The organism is Paenibacillus sp. J31R120, assembly GCF_056269225.1.
The window spans coordinates 491107-506914 of sequence record NZ_JBWDNN010000001.1 but is presented as its reverse complement, the minus strand read 5'-3'; the positions used below and the strand labels follow the sequence as shown (position 1 = coordinate 506914).

Annotated in this window: 7 protein-coding genes; all 7 read right to left on the bottom strand. The window is 55.8% G+C overall.

From position 1 onward, the window contains the following. Positions 1-2 precede the first annotated feature (2 nt). The 7 genes from fabD to AC0YNW_RS02170 are packed head-to-tail and all read right to left on the bottom strand — an operon-like array spanning position 3 to position 15786. Positions 3-1286: an ACP S-malonyltransferase gene (fabD, locus tag AC0YNW_RS02200; RefSeq protein WP_475830589.1), complete on the bottom strand. Its 1284-nt coding sequence runs from the start codon at positions 1284-1286 to the stop codon at positions 3-5. Positions 1287-1306: 20 nt separating this feature from the next. After that, positions 1307-2023: a thioesterase II family protein gene (locus tag AC0YNW_RS02195; RefSeq protein WP_475830588.1), complete on the bottom strand. Its 717-nt coding sequence runs from the start codon at positions 2021-2023 to the stop codon at positions 1307-1309. Positions 2024-2062: 39 nt separating this feature from the next. After that, positions 2063-3034, bottom strand: coding sequence for a cysteine peptidase family C39 domain-containing protein (locus tag AC0YNW_RS02190; protein ID WP_475830587.1), 972 nt, complete (start codon positions 3032-3034; stop codon positions 2063-2065). Between the two features lie 33 nt (positions 3035-3067). After that, positions 3068-13291, bottom strand: a complete 10224-nt coding sequence (locus AC0YNW_RS02185) for an amino acid adenylation domain-containing protein (protein ID WP_475830586.1) — start codon at positions 13289-13291, stop codon at positions 3068-3070. Between the two features lie 14 nt (positions 13292-13305). Further along, positions 13306-14109, bottom strand: a complete 804-nt coding sequence (locus tag AC0YNW_RS02180; RefSeq protein WP_475830585.1) for a lysostaphin resistance A-like protein — start codon at positions 14107-14109, stop codon at positions 13306-13308. Beyond that, positions 14106-14915 carry a lysostaphin resistance A-like protein gene (locus AC0YNW_RS02175; RefSeq protein WP_475830584.1) on the bottom strand — a complete coding sequence of 270 codons (810 nt, stop codon included), beginning with the start codon at positions 14913-14915 and terminating at the stop codon, positions 14106-14108. Before AC0YNW_RS02175 ends, AC0YNW_RS02180 begins: the two co-directional genes overlap by 4 nt. Positions 14916-14919: 4 nt before the next feature. After that, complete coding sequence (locus tag AC0YNW_RS02170; RefSeq protein ID WP_475830583.1) at positions 14920-15786, bottom strand: lysostaphin resistance A-like protein; 867 nt, start codon at positions 15784-15786, stop codon at positions 14920-14922. Positions 15787-15808 lie beyond the last annotated feature (22 nt).

Genomic DNA, 15808 nt, shown 5'->3' with positions numbered 1-15808 from the left:
TCCTATTGAAGACTGCTTGCATATTGTGGTGCGTAAGATGATAAGTCTGGCAGCTCATGCAATCCGAACTCATCCCGCAGGCTTGCGAGCCGCCGCTCCCTCTCTTCGGCAGGCGCGCCTTTGGTGCGGAACACCGATTCCAGCATCAAGAGCGACTCTGCCACATGCTCTTCCAGCACTCGCTCGTCCGTCTCGCGCAGCCGCTCGATAAGCTGCTGCACCTTGCGGTAAGGTGCAGCAACGCCTTGCTCGTACTCATCAGTATTCCAGTTCCGGTTGCGGATGCAGGTAGCAATCGCGAGACAGCGATTCAGCAGCTCAATCGAATAAGCGCTTTTTTGCCGGCTCGCCGCCACCAGATGCGCTTCATCCTCCCTGTCATCGAATGCAAATACGCTTAGACGATCCGATTGCGACAATCGCTTTAACACCGTGCCCGGCCCAAGCTCGACAGCGGCAGTAATATGATGGCTCTGCAGAAACTGGACAACCGCTATCCAATTAACGGGGTCAGTCAGCCCTCTCGCCAGCAGCTCTGGAATTTCACCCGCATTCCCGTAAGGCAAGCCTGTCAAGGAAGATACTACGGGAAAGCTCAGCTCTCGGAAGGAAATACGGCTCAGCTCCTCAGCGAATTGTGCTGCGGCAGGCGCCATCAACGGACTATGGAACGGCGCGCTCACCTGCAAAGGAATGACAGAGGCCCCGTACTGAATCAGCCTCTCGGTCGCTTCCTTGACCGCCTCCTGATGCCCGGATATGACCGTTTGCTTCGATGAATTCAGATTGGATACCACGACGACGCCATTGCCGCCCGCAGCATCTGAGCTGATGACCGAGCAAGCAACCTCAACCGTTTCAGGGCTAAGACCGTTTACAGCTGCCATCGCACCGATGCCCGAAGCCGCAGCCCCCTGCATCAGCTCTCCACGTCTGCGCACAAGCCTGAGCGCATCCGGGAACGCAATGGCTCCCGCACAAGTTAATGCCGTGATCTCGCCCAGGCTATGTCCGGCTGCCAGCACGGGCGCATATCCCCACTCCCTGCAGTACACGCGGTACATCGCTACCCCAAGCGCAAGAATAGCCGGCTGGGCATTCTCCGTCTTGGTCAGCTCAGCCGTCGGCCCCTCAACCATCAAGCGATCCAGCCGCAGCCCAAGCGCTTCATTCGCTTCATCCATCGTTTCTTTGACGATCCCGTAGCGCTCGCTCAGCGATTTCCCCATTCCGACGCGCTGTGAGCCTTGCCCCGGAAACCATATCGCATGTTTGTCCAGCATCATCCGTCACGCTCCTTCCGGGATCATAGTAAGGCAGGAACCTGCGTTAGCGTCTTGTTCAGCAGCGCCACAACATCCTTTTCCTGCTCATGCACAAAAAAATGTCCGCCTTCGAACAGAAACCGATCGCAGCCTCCTGCCGCATAAGGCTCCCAATCGCTCAATGAACCTTTCACCGTGCTGTCTGTCTTGCCGCTAAGTATCGTCAGCCGGAGCGGCAGCGGCTTCCGCGGCTGAGCCTCGTATTCGCCAACCAGCTTGAAATCGGCTCTCAGGATGGGCATGAACAGCTCCAGCAGCTCACGATGCTGGAACAGCTCGGCGGGCATCCCGCCAAGCCCCTTCACCTCTTCCAGAAACGCGTCATCCGGCAGCTCGTGTATGCAGCGCCTCTGTTCATGCTCGCAATGAGGCGCGCCTCTGCCCGAGAGAAAGGCCGCGACTGGCAGCGGCCTATTCTCCTCTCTCAGCGCATGGAGCAGCTCGTAAGCCAGCAAGCTTCCCATGCTGTGTCCGAATAAAGCATACGATCCGCCGCCAAGCGCCGCTTCCCGCACCAGGGGCAATACATCCTGTACAGCCTCCGCTACATTCCTGTAGAACGGCTGCCCCATCCGGCTTCCCCTGCCCGACAGCTCGACAGGGACTAAACGCACGGAGGGATGAAGCTTTCCCGTCCAGCGTTTGTAGACTTGAGCGGAGCCTCCTGCATAAGGCAAACAAATTAAAGTGACCATCATAACGCCCGCCTCTCGGGTAGCATGATTGAACGATTGATCTTAAGCGCCTGCAGCAAGCGTTGCCCAGAACGCTTTTTCTTTTGCGAACAAATCGTTTGCCAATTCCAGTTCTCTTCCGCGCTCGAAATCGCCGGTCACAAACCGGTCCTTCACCAGATCCCATCCGTCGCGAACTACACCGAGCTGTTCGGACAACGACTGGCAGAGCGGCTCGCTTATCAGCTTCTTCTCCTGCATGGAACGGAGCAGCGAGGTGTTGGCGACATGCCGGTTGCATATAATGTTAACGCCGACTAGGCCGTACGTCAGATGGGCTTGCTTCTTCTCCGGGTCCGGATCTACATTCCACATGCCCTCAATCGAAAATGCGCCAAGCTCCTTCACAAGCCGCTCCGCATTTTCTACCACCTCGGCCAGCTTCAGCTCGTAGGGTTGAATATTGTCCTGTAAATTGTATACGTAGTAGGCTGGTCCCATGTAGTTCGGATTCACATTGTACTCAGCATTGCCATACGCCTTAAGCAGCCTTTCCGACGGCACTTCATGCTCCTCGTATCCCGCTAGCGTATCGTCAATGACATAGAAGGTGCCGCGTTCCTCGTCATATCCGTTAAACAGCGAATAATGATACCAATGAAACTTCTTCCATGCCATGCTGCCCGGCAGCCAATCATATAAATCGACGTTTACGCTCAGATTTCGACCACCCCGCAGCATGTCCCTAATTTCCTCCAACACCGTGTCCTTGCTGCGGAAATGCCCGGGCTCAATAAAGCGGATCGCTTGCGACAAAGGAAACTTCGCCGGATTATCCAGGTAATACAGCGTGTCGATCGTCGGATAGCGGAAGTCCTTGTCCGTTGCGGCCTCCCACGGATAATAACGGTAAATATTCAGATAAGCCGCATCCCTGTAGCTGGGCTCCTCCGACACCGCAATAGAAAACGCCTGATTTAGCATACAGTTCATCCAAAACTCGTTAAATGGTTTTCTCTCCATCGACTGCTTCATGTCTTGCCGCCTCCTTCAATTCAATGGATAGGTTCAGCCCCCGTTAGGGCCTGCTAGAATTGCGCTGATTTTACGGCTTCCGCCGCCTTCGACCATGGCATGTACGATTGCTAGATAATCATCTATCATCGCTTGTGCCGTCTCTCTCCGGAAGAGGCTGGTTGCATACTCCAATACGAATCCGATGGCGCCATCGCGATCTCCCGCTTCAAGCGTCAAATCAAATTTACTGACCCCCGGGTCAAATTCCTTCGGCTCAAATTCGATTCCGCCCGAGCGGTATGCGACACGGTCCATATTTTGCAGGATAAACATTGTGTCGAACAACGGATTACGGCTCCGGTCTTGTTCAAGCTCCAGCTTTTGCACCAAATCCTCAAACGGGTAATCCTGATGCTCCAATGCCCGCAGTACATCCTCATGCAGCTCGGATAGATAATCGCCAATCGTTCTGTACGCCTCCGGGAAGCTGCGAATAGCTACCGTGTTGACGAACATCCCGATCAGCTCTTCCAGCTGCGCATGATTGCGTCCCGCTACCGGCGTACCCACAATAATATCCTCTTGCCCGCTCCATTTGCTCAGCATGAGCGAATAGGCTCCCAGTAATACCGTATACAATGTCGTGCCGCGCTCGCGCGCATACGTCCGCAGCTTGTCGGACATCTCCGCATCTAACGTGAACAAAATCAGATTGCCCTCGAACCGCTGCAATTCCGGCCTTGGCGTGTCCGTCTTCAGCTCCAGCGTAGGCAATTCGCCGTCGAACGCCTCCAGCCAATAACGTTCATGTCCCTTGTAAACTTCGCTGCCGATTCTGCTATCTTGCCATACCGTATAATCACGATACTGAACGCTGAGCTCCGGCAATTCGTTGCCGCCGTACAGGCTCGTCAGCTCCTTCAGCAGCACGCTGACCGATACGCCATCGGTGATGATGTGATGCATATCCAACAGCAGCAGATGACGCTCTTCGCTAAGCTGGATCAACCCAGCCCTGAACAACGGAAGGCTTCCCAGATCAAATGGACGGATAAAGCGCTCCATCAGCATGCTGATTCCGTTATCAAACCCTTTATCTCCGCCTTCCGCAAGCAGCTTGACTGCCGCCATTCTCAGCCTTGCGTTGCGCTCCAGTGTAAAGACCGGCTCCGCATGCACACGCTGACGGAACTCGTCCTCCTCATGATGGAACGTCGTCCTCAGCGATTCATGACGCTTCATGATTGCGAGGAAAGCCGCCTCCAGCCGGTCCACATCAAGCTTTCCTTGCATATGGACGGCGAACGGAACATGATACATCGTCGCCTCGCCCGATATGAGCCCCATCATATATTGGCGGCGCTGCGCCCGGGACATCGGGTAGTGCTCTTGTTCGGGCTGCTTCGGAATGCGTTCGCCCGCTTCTGTTCCGCTGTTGTCCAGCAAAGCGGCCAAACCTTCCAGCGATGGATTCATGAATATATCGCGCAATGTCACTTGCAGGCCGAATCGTTCCGCAATGCGGCCCACCATGCTAGCCGCCTTCAAGGAATGTCCGCCAAGCTCGAAGAAGCTGTCTTTGGCCCCGATTGCATCGGTCCCCAGCAGTTCCCGCCAGATCGCCGCCAGCTTGCGCTCCGTATCCTTCGACAGCGGAGCAAGCTCTCGCTTGCCTGCATCAGCCTCTCCTGGCTTCGGCAGCGCCCTTCTGTCGATCTTGCCCGTTGGCGTAAGCGGAATGGCATCCAGAAACATCATAAAGGCCGGTACCATATACCCTGGAAGCTTATCCCCCAAATAATCGCGCAGCGTTCCGATCATCCTGCGGGTGTGATCGTCCCCTTCCGACTCCGCAGCCTGAGGATTATTCAGGACGATATAGGCGCATAGCGCATAATCTCCGTCCTCCTCCTGGAAAGCCGTAACAACCGTTTCTTTCACTTGCTCGTGGCGCAGCAGCAGCTGTTCAATTTCCCCGATTTCAATCCGATGACCTCTGATCTTGACTTGAAAGTCACGGCGGCCAGCGTAGACGAATTCGCCGTTTTCAAGCCTGCGGCCGAGGTCGCCCGTACGGTACATCCTCTCGCCCTGCGCATAAGGGTTCGTCACAAAGGCGACATCCCACTCCGGATGGCTAAGATACCCTCGTCCGACGCCAGCGCCGCCAATGCATATCTCGCCGACAACGCCTGTCGGCTGCAGCTTCAATCCCTCGTCAAGCACCATCATGACGGAGCCTTCAATCGGGGTTCCGATCGTAATATCCTCGCCTTCGGTCACTTCGCGGATCGAGGTCCAGACCGTCGTCTCCGTCGGTCCGTACAGATTAAACAATCGGGCTCCCGTTGTAGCGCGCAGCCTGGCCAGCAAATCCGCTGTCAGCGGCTCCGCGCCGATCATGAGCACGCTTAGTCCCTGCAAGCCGTCGGTTTCACCCGTTTGGTTCCTCCACCATTTGAAGCGGGATGGCGTTATTTGCACCACATCCACCCCATGAGCAGCGATTAATCCTTGCAGCAGGATGGCATCATTGCGCTCTTCCTCACTTGCCAGTACGATCCGCATTCCCAGCGTTAGCGGAAGCAGATTTTCCACGACGAAGATATCGAAGGAGACCGATGCCATCGCCAGAATGCCCTGTCCCCGCTCAAGAGGAATTCTGTCCTTGAAGCCGCTGATGAAATGGGACAAGCCGCGATGCTCGATCATCACGCCTTTGGGACGTCCGGTCGAGCCTGACGTGTACAGCACATAGGCCAAATCCCCAGGTTTATTAAGCGGCTCCGGGTTGCCTCTGTCCATAGCGTAAAGCTCAGGGTCGTCCAAGTACCACTCGACAATCGCCCCGGATACCTGCCCGGCATACGCTTTTTCGGTCAGCAGCAGCGCTTCTCCGCAATCCTCCAGCATCCAGTCGATTCTCTCCTTCGGATACGCCGGATCAATAGCTACGTATGCGCCGCCCGCTTTCAGCACGCCGAATATGCCGATGAGCATAAGCGGACTGCGGTCGACCATTAGCGCTACAACACGTTCCGGCCCTACTCCCTGTGCTCTAAGGGAATGAGCCAGCCGATTCGCACGCTCGTTCAGCTCGGCATACGTCACCGTTACTGCGCCGAATTGAATCGCTGGAGCATCCGGCGTACGCGCAGCTTGGCGCTCCACTTCCTGCACAATTCCGATCCATTCTGCCGTAGCTTGCGGTACCACCCGGGCGCTGTCTCCTTGCAGCTCCGATATCCCCTCTTGCGCTTGTTGTTCCATCCAGTCATTGCTCCTCTCTCTGTCCGCGCCCAGTACCGGCACGCTCCTTCCAGCTAATACCGCCAACAGCTGCTCGCGCTCGTCCGCACTAATCAGCTCCAGCTCGCCGATCGTCCCGTCCCGATTGCCGCACATCTCCCGCAGGAGCACAGCATAGCTTCCCGCCATGCGGCGGGCCGTGTCCTCATGGAACAAATCCAATGCGTACTCCAGCTGCAGCTCAATCTCATGCTCCTGCTCCACCGCTTCCAAAGTCAGGTCAAACTTGCTGGTTCCGGCATCGAACGGCATCTCGCCAAATACGACGCCATCCCCCTCCATGACAGCACGATCCATATTCTGCAATACAAACATGACATCAAACAAAGGATTGCGGCTGTTATCCTGATCCAGCTTCAGCTTCTCCACCAGCTCCTCGAACGGATACGCCTGACGCTGAAGCGCCTGCAGGACATGATCATGCAGCTCTGCCACATAATGGCGCACCGTTTTGCCGTTTTCCGGTCGTGTTCGCAGCGCAAGTGTATTGACGAACATCCCGATCATGCCATGCGTATCGGCATGCTCCCTGCCTGCTGCGGGCGTGCCGACGATCACCTCGGACTGGCCGCTGTATCTCGCCAGCATCGCGGCAAACGCGCCAAGCAGCACCGTATATAACGTCGCCCCGGATTCCCGCGCCAGCTTTCGCGCCATCGCTGTTGTCCCGGCATCCAAGGTGAACGCAAGCCTGTGGCCTCTATAACTTTGCATAGGCGGCCTTGGACGATCCGTCTGCAGCTCCAGCACTGGCAGCTTGCCCTCGAAGGTATCCAGCCAGTAGCGTTCATCCTCCTCATAGACAGAATCCGCAAACCTGGCTTCCTGCCATACCGCATAATCGCTGTACTGCACACGAAGCTCCGGAAGAGCGCGACCGGAATAAAGCTCCGTCAATTCCTTCACCAATAGGCCGGAGGACACGCCATCCGTCACAATATGGTGAATGTCCAGCAGCAGCAGATACTCTTCTTCATGATCCAGCCGCATCAATCCCGCCCGCAGCAGCGGCAGCTGATCCAGACGGTACGGCCGCTTGAACGCCTCCATCAGATCCGTCACCGGCATCTCGCTTGGCCGGTCTTCACTAACCGCGCCATCCACGGACCATACTGCTTGATGCAGCCTTTCCAGATGGAACGAATAAGGCTCATGCACCACTTGCATGAACTGCTCATCGGTCAGATGAAATGTCGTCCGCAAGCTCTCATGCCGGCTAATGAGCGACGTGAATGCCGCTTCCAGCCGGTCTGCATCGAGTCTTCCCTGCAGCCGGATAACAAACGGTACATGATACATCGTGGCTTCACCGGCCAGCAGCTGCATCATATATTGCCGGCGCTGGGAGCGCGACATCGGATACCACTCGCGGCGCTCCACCTTTGGAATCGGCTGAATCGCTTCTGCGGAGATGTCCTGCTCCTGCAGCCACGCAGCTATGTCCGCAATCGTCGTGCGATCGAACATGACGCTGAGCGGCACTTCAATGCCTGTAGCCTGCTGCAATTTCCCTGCGACAACAGCGGCTTTCAGGGAATGGCCCCCTAGCTCGAAAAAGTCGTCGTAAATGCCGAACGGCCCTATTGTATCGCCAAGCACTTCACTCCATATCGCGGCAACCCGCTCCTCCGCCTCGTCGCGCGGCAGCTCCAGCTCCGAACGCTCCCGCGTCTGGGCTTCCGGCTCCGGCAAAGCGCGCCGGTCTACTTTTCCATTCGGGGTAAGCGGGATTGCATCAATCGCCACGACATAAGCAGGAATCATCGCTTCCGGGAGCTTATCCTTCAGCTTCCTTCTCCACTCTCGCGATGGTAGCTTATCGGAAGCTACCACATACGCGCATAGCTCCTTCTCGCCGTGCTCGTGCATGCGGACCACAACGGCCGCATCTTCCACTTCGGGAAGGGTGAGAAGCTGGGAGCGAATTTCGCCCATCTCGATTCTGACGCCCCTGATTTTGATTTGCTGGTCGGCACGGTCCACATACATGGCGTTGCCGTCCGGCAGCCACTTCGCAATATCTCCGGTGCGGTACATCGCGCGTCCTTGCTGCTCCGGATGAGGCAGGAATCGGCTGGCTGTCATTTCCGGATTATTCATATAACCGTGGGCAAGGCCGTCCCCGCCAATATACAGCTCTCCGGCTACGCCGAAGGGAGCGAGCTGACCGCCATATCCATAAATGAAAATCTGAACGTTATGCATCGGCCCGCCAATCGGCACATAACCGCCGCGGTAAGCGCCCGGCTTATAAACATACATATTGGAGCAGACCGTCGCCTCCGTCGGACCGTATCCGTTAATAATGCGAATAGCGGGATTCAGCCCCGTATACAGCGCAAGCGTCTCGTCCTTGATCGGCTCTACGCCAACGAGCATCTTGTCCAGCTTAATGCCGCCGTCCTCTTGCTCTAGCAGACGGGCTACCTCTTTCAATAGAGAAGGAGGGATGTAGGCAAAAGTAATTTGTTCCTCCGCTATAATCGCAGCTATCCTGCGCGGATCAAGATGCTTCGGCTCAGGATAAAGCACCGTGCAGGCGCCGAACATAAGCGGCATAAACAACTCCGCTACGCTGACATCAAATGAAATGTTAGTCAGGCTTAATGCTCTGTCCCCCGCTCCATATTGCCCGTCAAAAAACGTCCTCAGCGAATGTCCGAAGTTGAAGAAGCTGCGGTGCGGCACAATAACCCCTTTCGGCTGACCAGTCGAGCCGGATGTATAGATCACATACATGGGATCATCTGCGCTTGCCGCATTTTGCGCCAAAGAGATCAAGGCATGTTCTTCGTTCGAATACAGGGCTTCATCCGCCAAATCCAGCATGTGAAGCGCTGCAGGCACGCAAGCTGCCGCATCGGGACAAGAGCCGTCTGTGAATGCCAGCTCCGCGCCGCTGTCCGACAGCATATAACGGATGCGCTCCTCTGGATAATGAGGATCCACGGGCAGATAAGCGCCTCCCGCCTTCATGACGGCAAGCATCGCAGTGAACATCGGTATGGACCGCTCCGCCATAATCCCGACCACGCTGCCGCGTCCAACGCCTTTGGCACGCAGCGTTCGGGCAAGCGCATCCGTACGGGCATCCAGCTCCCGATACGTCAAGGCATCTCCGCCGAATGATACGGCCGGCAAGTCGGGTACAGCTGCCGCCTGCTCCGTGAAGACTTCATGCAGGCATCGCGGCGGCGGAAATTCCGCTTCGCGCCTCCCTACCGTAAGCAATTGCTTGCGCTCTTCTTCCGTCTGCATGACCGCTTCGCCTAGCGCAGCGCCCGGCTGGAGCGTCAAGCTGCGCAGAAGCTGCACATAATGCTTCATGAACCGCTCCGCTGTCGCGCGGAGGAATAAATCTGTATTAAACTCCACGACAAGGCGCAATCGATCGCCATTTTCCACTGCTTGAATCATCAAATCGTATTTGGCCGTGCCATGCTCGAATCGCTTATGGCGGTACGACAAACCTTCCGTTGAAGAAGCCGGAATGCCTAAGTTTTGCATGATAAACATCGTGTCGAACAACGGGCTTCTGCTGGCATCCCTTCTATCCATCCAATGCGTCATTTCCTCAAACGGATAATCCGCATGCGCATACGCTCCGGTGGCTATCTCTTTCACTTCATTCAAAAAAGCTTTGAACGGCTTATTCGCCTCGGGATAAGCGCGCAGGACCAGTGTGCCGGTGAACATGCCCGCCACCGCTTCCAGCTCGCGCCTCGACCGTCCCGCAATCGGCGTTCCTACTGCGATATCCTCGGCGCCCGTGTAGTGGGCGAGGAACGTGTAATACGCCGCCAGCAGCACCATAAACGGCGTTGCGCCCGACTGCGCAGCGAGGCTTCGTACTTCCGCCATGAGATTGGCATCCACATAAAGCTCGAACGTTTCACCTCGATTGCCTTTGACAGGAGGACGGGGAAAGTCGGTCGGAAGTTCCAGTACCGGCCAGTCTCCCTGGCATTGCTCCCTCCAATATCGCTCCGCTGCTTCGGCAGGTGGCCTTGACTCCTGCCACACTGCATAATCCTTATATTGCAGCTCAAGCGGCGGCAACAAATGACCTTGGTATAAGGCCATCAGCTCTGACAGCAAAATGCCCGCGGACATGCCGTCAGAAGCAATATGATGCATATCCAGAAACAGCATATGCCGCTCCGGTTCCAGTGTCAGCAATGCTGCGCGCAATAACGGCGCCGTATCGAGCTTGAACGGCTGGTACAGGTTTTGCAGCACACTGCCGGCTTCCTGCTCCTCCGCTTCCATGCGAACTAATTGAAATGGGATGCTGGCGTGAACACGCTGCCTGATCTGTCCGTCTATCACATGGAACGTGGTCCGAAGCGTTTCATGCCGCTCCACAATGATTTGCAAGGCGGTCTCCAGCCGGTCCGCGTCCAATTCCCCGGCCAGCTCCAGCAATTCGGGCAAATTATAGCTTCGGTCATCCGGCATCGCTTGCTGTTGCAGATACATGCGCTTTTGCGGTGAAGAAACCGGATAATGCTCTTGCCAGTCGGCCTTCGGTATGGCTTCGTTCTCAAGCCCGGCGACAGATGCAACGGTGCTTTCCGATCCAAGGCCAGAAGGTTCCCCGCCCGCAATAGCAGCATTCTTCTCCCGCAGCCGCTGTTCAATAACTGCTGTAAACGCAGGCAAATCCGAATGGGCCAGCAAATCCACGACCTGGATGCGGACACCCGCAAGCTCGCTAATCCGGTTCACAATTTTGAGCGCGATGATAGAATCACCGCCAAGATCGTAAAAACCGGCATCCGCAGGCATTTCGGCGTAGCCGAGCAATTCTCCCCATACATCCGCAACAGACTGTTCCCACTTCAGGCCGGAACACACTCCAGTTAACATCACACGCTTGCCGCTATGCTCAGGCTGTCCCTGCTCCGCTTCCAGTGCCGCTTGCCATCTGGCAAAGGACTCCTCCATCTCCTGCCTTAGCTGCTGGGGCATATCCTCGATCAGCCACCTGTCACTCCACATGGCCGACGGCGTTCGAAACGCTGCTGCATGCGGATCCTCCTCCACCCAGCAACGATGAAGATCGAACGCATAAACCGGGAGCGACAGCCTTTGTCGGCGTTTTCCCTCATAAACTTTCTTCCAATCGATGGCATGACCGGCAGCAAAGCGACGGCCGAGCTCCGCGGCTTCCAGCTCCCGTTCGTGCTCATCCTGCTGCCTGCGCAAATCCCCGGCCGTCTGTGAATCCGCTACGCCGTAATAGACGCGAGGCAGCGCAAGCTCGGACAGTTCGCCTTCGGCTGCGGCATGCAGCGCTTGCGCAAGCTCTTCCCGGCCGCTCACCGCAATGGCAAGCCGGTAGCGGTGCGCGCCTCTGCCTACCGCCAAGGTGTAGCAGACATTGGCAAGGTCCCAGCTCTCATCGTCGTTGTGCTGTGCAACCCAGTCCCGGTACAGCCGCACAAGCCGCTCCAGTGCCGTCTTGCTATGAGCAGACAAACAGAACAGCTCTGTCCCGGCGGAATCCGGTTGCAATGCGGCAGCTGTCACAGCTTGCCTTGTCCCGATTCCTCCCATGCCACCTCGTCCCGCTTGCCGCTTAGCCGGAGCTTCCTCCAGAATGACATGGCAGTTAGTTCCGCTCATGCCAAACGCGCTGACTCCGCATCTTCTGGCTCCGCCGTCTTCCGTCTCCCATGGGCTTAATTCGTCATTCACATACACCGGGGAATCTACAAATGGAATTTTGCGATTGGGCGAACGGTAATGGAGCGTAGGGGGAATCTGCTTATGCACTAGCGATAATATCGCCTTTAGCAGACCTGCAATGCCTGCCGCATGATCCAGATGCCCGATATTGGTCTTCAGCGAGCCGATCGCGCAAAACTGCTTTTTATCCGTATATCTTCGGAAAGCGCGCGTAAGGCCGTCGATTTCGATCGGATCGCCCAGCGAAGTTCCTGTGCCGTGAGCTTCCATATACGTCACCGTCTCGGGATCAATGCCCGCATCCTGCCATGCGCGTACAATGACGTCTTCCTGCGCCAGCGCATTCGGCGCAGTGATGCCGACCGAGCTGCCGTCCTGATTCATCGCGCTGCCTTTGATGACAGCATAGACGTGATCCCCTTCCTCCAAGGCTCGGGCGAGCGGCTTCAGCAGCAGCGCCACAACGCCGTCGCCGATTCCGGTGCCGTCCGACGACTCATCGAACGTTTTGGCCCGGTTGTCGCTCGATTCGATGCCAAGGCGAATGCCCGTATCCATCGGCAGCACATTCAGCTTCACGCTGCCGGCTATTGCCGCCTCGCATTCGCCGCTGCGAATGGATTGGCAAGCGAGATGCAGGGCCACCAGCGAGGAAGAGCATGCCGTATCCACGCTGATCGCTGGCCCCCGCAAGTTAAGCAGATAGGAGATTCGGCTTGGAATCATAGAGCTTAAATTGCCGGGAGCCGCCATGGATAAAGCGTCCGGGTTCAGCGTTTCAATCAGCCGCTTATAATCATGAAGCGCATCCGCGTTATGCCCGATGAAGATTCCGGTACGCGAGCCGTGCAGCGAATCTCCGCCATACCCCGCATCCTCAAGCGCCTGCCAGGCTGTCTGCAGAAACAGCCGCTGAGCAGGGCTCATTAACGACGCTTCTTTGGGTGAAAGCCGAAAAAAAGAATAATCAAAACCAGATATATCGTCCAAATACGCTCCGTCAAAAAAGGAGATGGAGCCGTATTGCGCCTCCATGAGGCGCAAATACGGCTTCAGTTCCTCCTTGCGTGATTCAGGGAATCCGCCTACAAGATCTCGCCCGCTTCGCAGAAGCTCCCAGAAAGCCTCATGCGATTCTGCGCGCGGCAGCTTGGCGGATATCCCGACAATGGCAATATCCTTGAGGGAAATATCGGAGATGGAACCTCCACTCCGCCCTTTCCGCCCGGATGTGTCATACTCTTTTTTGGCATCCAGCAGATCCAGTTGAAACATGGCGCCAATCCCTCCTAGCTAGTAGTAGTACCGCTGATGGCTTTTCCCTTGTCCACGCTTCTATTAGACCGGCGCAGCAGCAAGCCTGCATGCGCGACAATGCCAAGCCCGCTAATCAGGGCCAGCAAGCCGAGCGTGCCGGATGGCCAATCGCCAGACCATTTCAATAGGATGTAGAGGCTGCCCGTACTGAGGATATGAGCCGCAAGCGACGCCCAGAGCGAATGCGATCCGGCGCGGACAATGCCGTATACGACAGCGCCTAACGCGGCGAACGCCCCCACCGTCACATTCATAAATACGGCGCCGAACAATACGGCCTGAATCAGAATCGTCCACGTCACGGACAAGCGCTGCCTTAAAGTATGGAAGATCATCCCCCGGAACAGCCATTCCTCCAGCAAGGAACCGAGCAGCAGGCTGCCCAGCAGGAAGATGATGAATCGACCTCCGGCTACGAATGCGACCAAATCCGCAATCGCCGGGAAGTTAACCTTGATCCAAGGCAACCGGGTAAACGTGGTGATAAACAGACCCAGCCATATCCCTGTTCCGGCGGCTAGCCAGAACGAACCGCTGCGCGGCGGGACAAAGCCCAAATCCTTTAGCGTCATTTTTTGCCATCGCATTATCGGGATGTATACCGCCAGCACGATGATATTAGAGACAATCAGCACAATGCCGGAGTTGTTCACGATCCAGTCGTGAAGCTTGGGATCGCTGATCCAGTTGTACATCGCTTGATTGACCAGCATCACGATCGCCGCATAGATGACCAAATACAGCACGGCCTTTGCCGCTATCAGGAAACCCTTCAAGCCGATGTCACCGCCTCGTCAGGCAACGACGCGGCAACCCGTCCGCGATGCTTCACGGCGAAGAATATACCGGCTGCAATCATAACGGCCGCAATGGCCATGACGACAGACAGGACGGCTACATTGTCCGACTCGGGCCCGTAATGCCATAGCAGATATTGGCTGCCCTGACAGGCGATTTGCGCAGCAATCGGCGCCCATATGGATTTGAACCATACGTACAGCAGCGCGAAAATAACCGCTCCGAGGAACCCGTACAACGACAGCGGGATATCCCCGAAGAAAAACAGGGCTCCATACAGCACACCTTGAATGCCGATTGCCAGCCAGACCGGAAATACGCGGCTGAACTCATTCATCAGAACGCCTCTGAACAACGTTTCCTTGTAGATGTTGCCGAGAATTAAGAAGGTAAAGAACACATACCATTCCGCACGATTCAGATAATCAAACAGTTCGCGGAATTGATATTTATCCGACGCGATTGCAGGAAGCTGGGAGAAGGCGACGGTAAACAGACCCGCTCCAAGCCCGATCCACAAGGCGATCCCGACCGATCTGCGATCCATGACGCGGAACTTGGCGGCCTTGAACAAATTCCCTTTGAACAAAAAGCGCCAAGCCAGAACCATTAACGGCAGACCTACAATATCATTCAAAATAATGACCGTAACCGTGTTTCGCTCAAACCATGGGCTTAACGGATAAATGTAATCAAAAAACAGCGTCGTAACGGTGAAGAACCAGGCAAAATACAGGCCAATAATGACCACAACGCGAGACAGCATAATTCCCCAAGGCTTCATATCGTTAGATCCCCTTCCTTACCGGCGGCGCATCTGCCGTCAGCGTATGAACTGCGTGCCCATCCTTGCCGCTGCCTGAGGTCCGCCATACATAGAGGGAGCCTCCCAGCAGTGCAGCCAAGAACAATGCTGTAAGGATATACAGCGCAACATCGCCCAGCTTGTCGTACCATTCGTAGAATCCAACGTATTTGAATAGGAAAATCGTGCCCATAGCCGTGTTCTGCACCAGAATCGGCGCCCATAAGGACCCCGTACGCAAATACAGCACGCCGTATATCAGTCCCGATCCGATACTAATAACCGAAAGCACAGCGCTAGGCTGGAAATAAGCGTAGGCCGCGGCTTGCAGCACCAAGGCAACATACAAAGGCATGATTCTGCGAAGCTCGCCAAAGATAAGACCCCTGAACAAAACTTCTTCGAATGCCGGCGCAATCAAGCCCGCTCCCAGAATGACATAAAGAATCGAATCGCCTCTGATCAAATCGTCGACCAGAAAAGGGATGGACGGGAATAGATTCGCAATGTCGTCAATGACGATAAGTCCAATGCTGAACAAGCTTCCCGCCAGTCCTAACCCAATCATCAGCAGAACGCGCGAGGCGCTTAGCTTCTTGAAGCCTGCGGCGCGGAACAAATTCCTCTCCGCATTCGGCCAGATCCAGGCCTTGATTCGAAAGATGAGCATATACACCAGCGTAATGAGCGTAAATAGCACGGCCATAAACATAGCCGGGTTGCGGTCCAGAAACTTGGCGAAGGACAATGTCACTTCGTAATTGTAAGTGGAGCGAAGCAGATAGAGCAGCGCATAAAAGACCCCGAGATACAGCGCAATATTCCCTATCATCGTTAAGACTTTTTTCACAGGAAAGCTCCTTTCTTCCTTC

Bases quoted from the DNA above. Each gene is read 5' to 3' on its own strand.
- fabD (WP_475830589.1), bottom strand. From the start codon at position 1,286: ATGATGCTGGACAAACATGCGATATGGTTTCCGGGGCAAGGCTCACAG.
- AC0YNW_RS02195 (WP_475830588.1), bottom strand. From the start codon at position 2,023: ATGATGGTCACTTTAATTTGTTTGCCTTATGCAGGAGGCTCCGCTCAA.
- AC0YNW_RS02190 (WP_475830587.1), bottom strand. From the start codon at position 3,034: ATGAAGCAGTCGATGGAGAGAAAACCATTTAACGAGTTTTGGATGAAC.
- AC0YNW_RS02185 (WP_475830586.1), bottom strand. From the start codon at position 13,291: ATGTTTCAACTGGATCTGCTGGATGCCAAAAAAGAGTATGACACATCC.
- AC0YNW_RS02175 (WP_475830584.1), bottom strand. From the start codon at position 14,915: ATGAAGCCTTGGGGAATTATGCTGTCTCGCGTTGTGGTCATTATTGGC.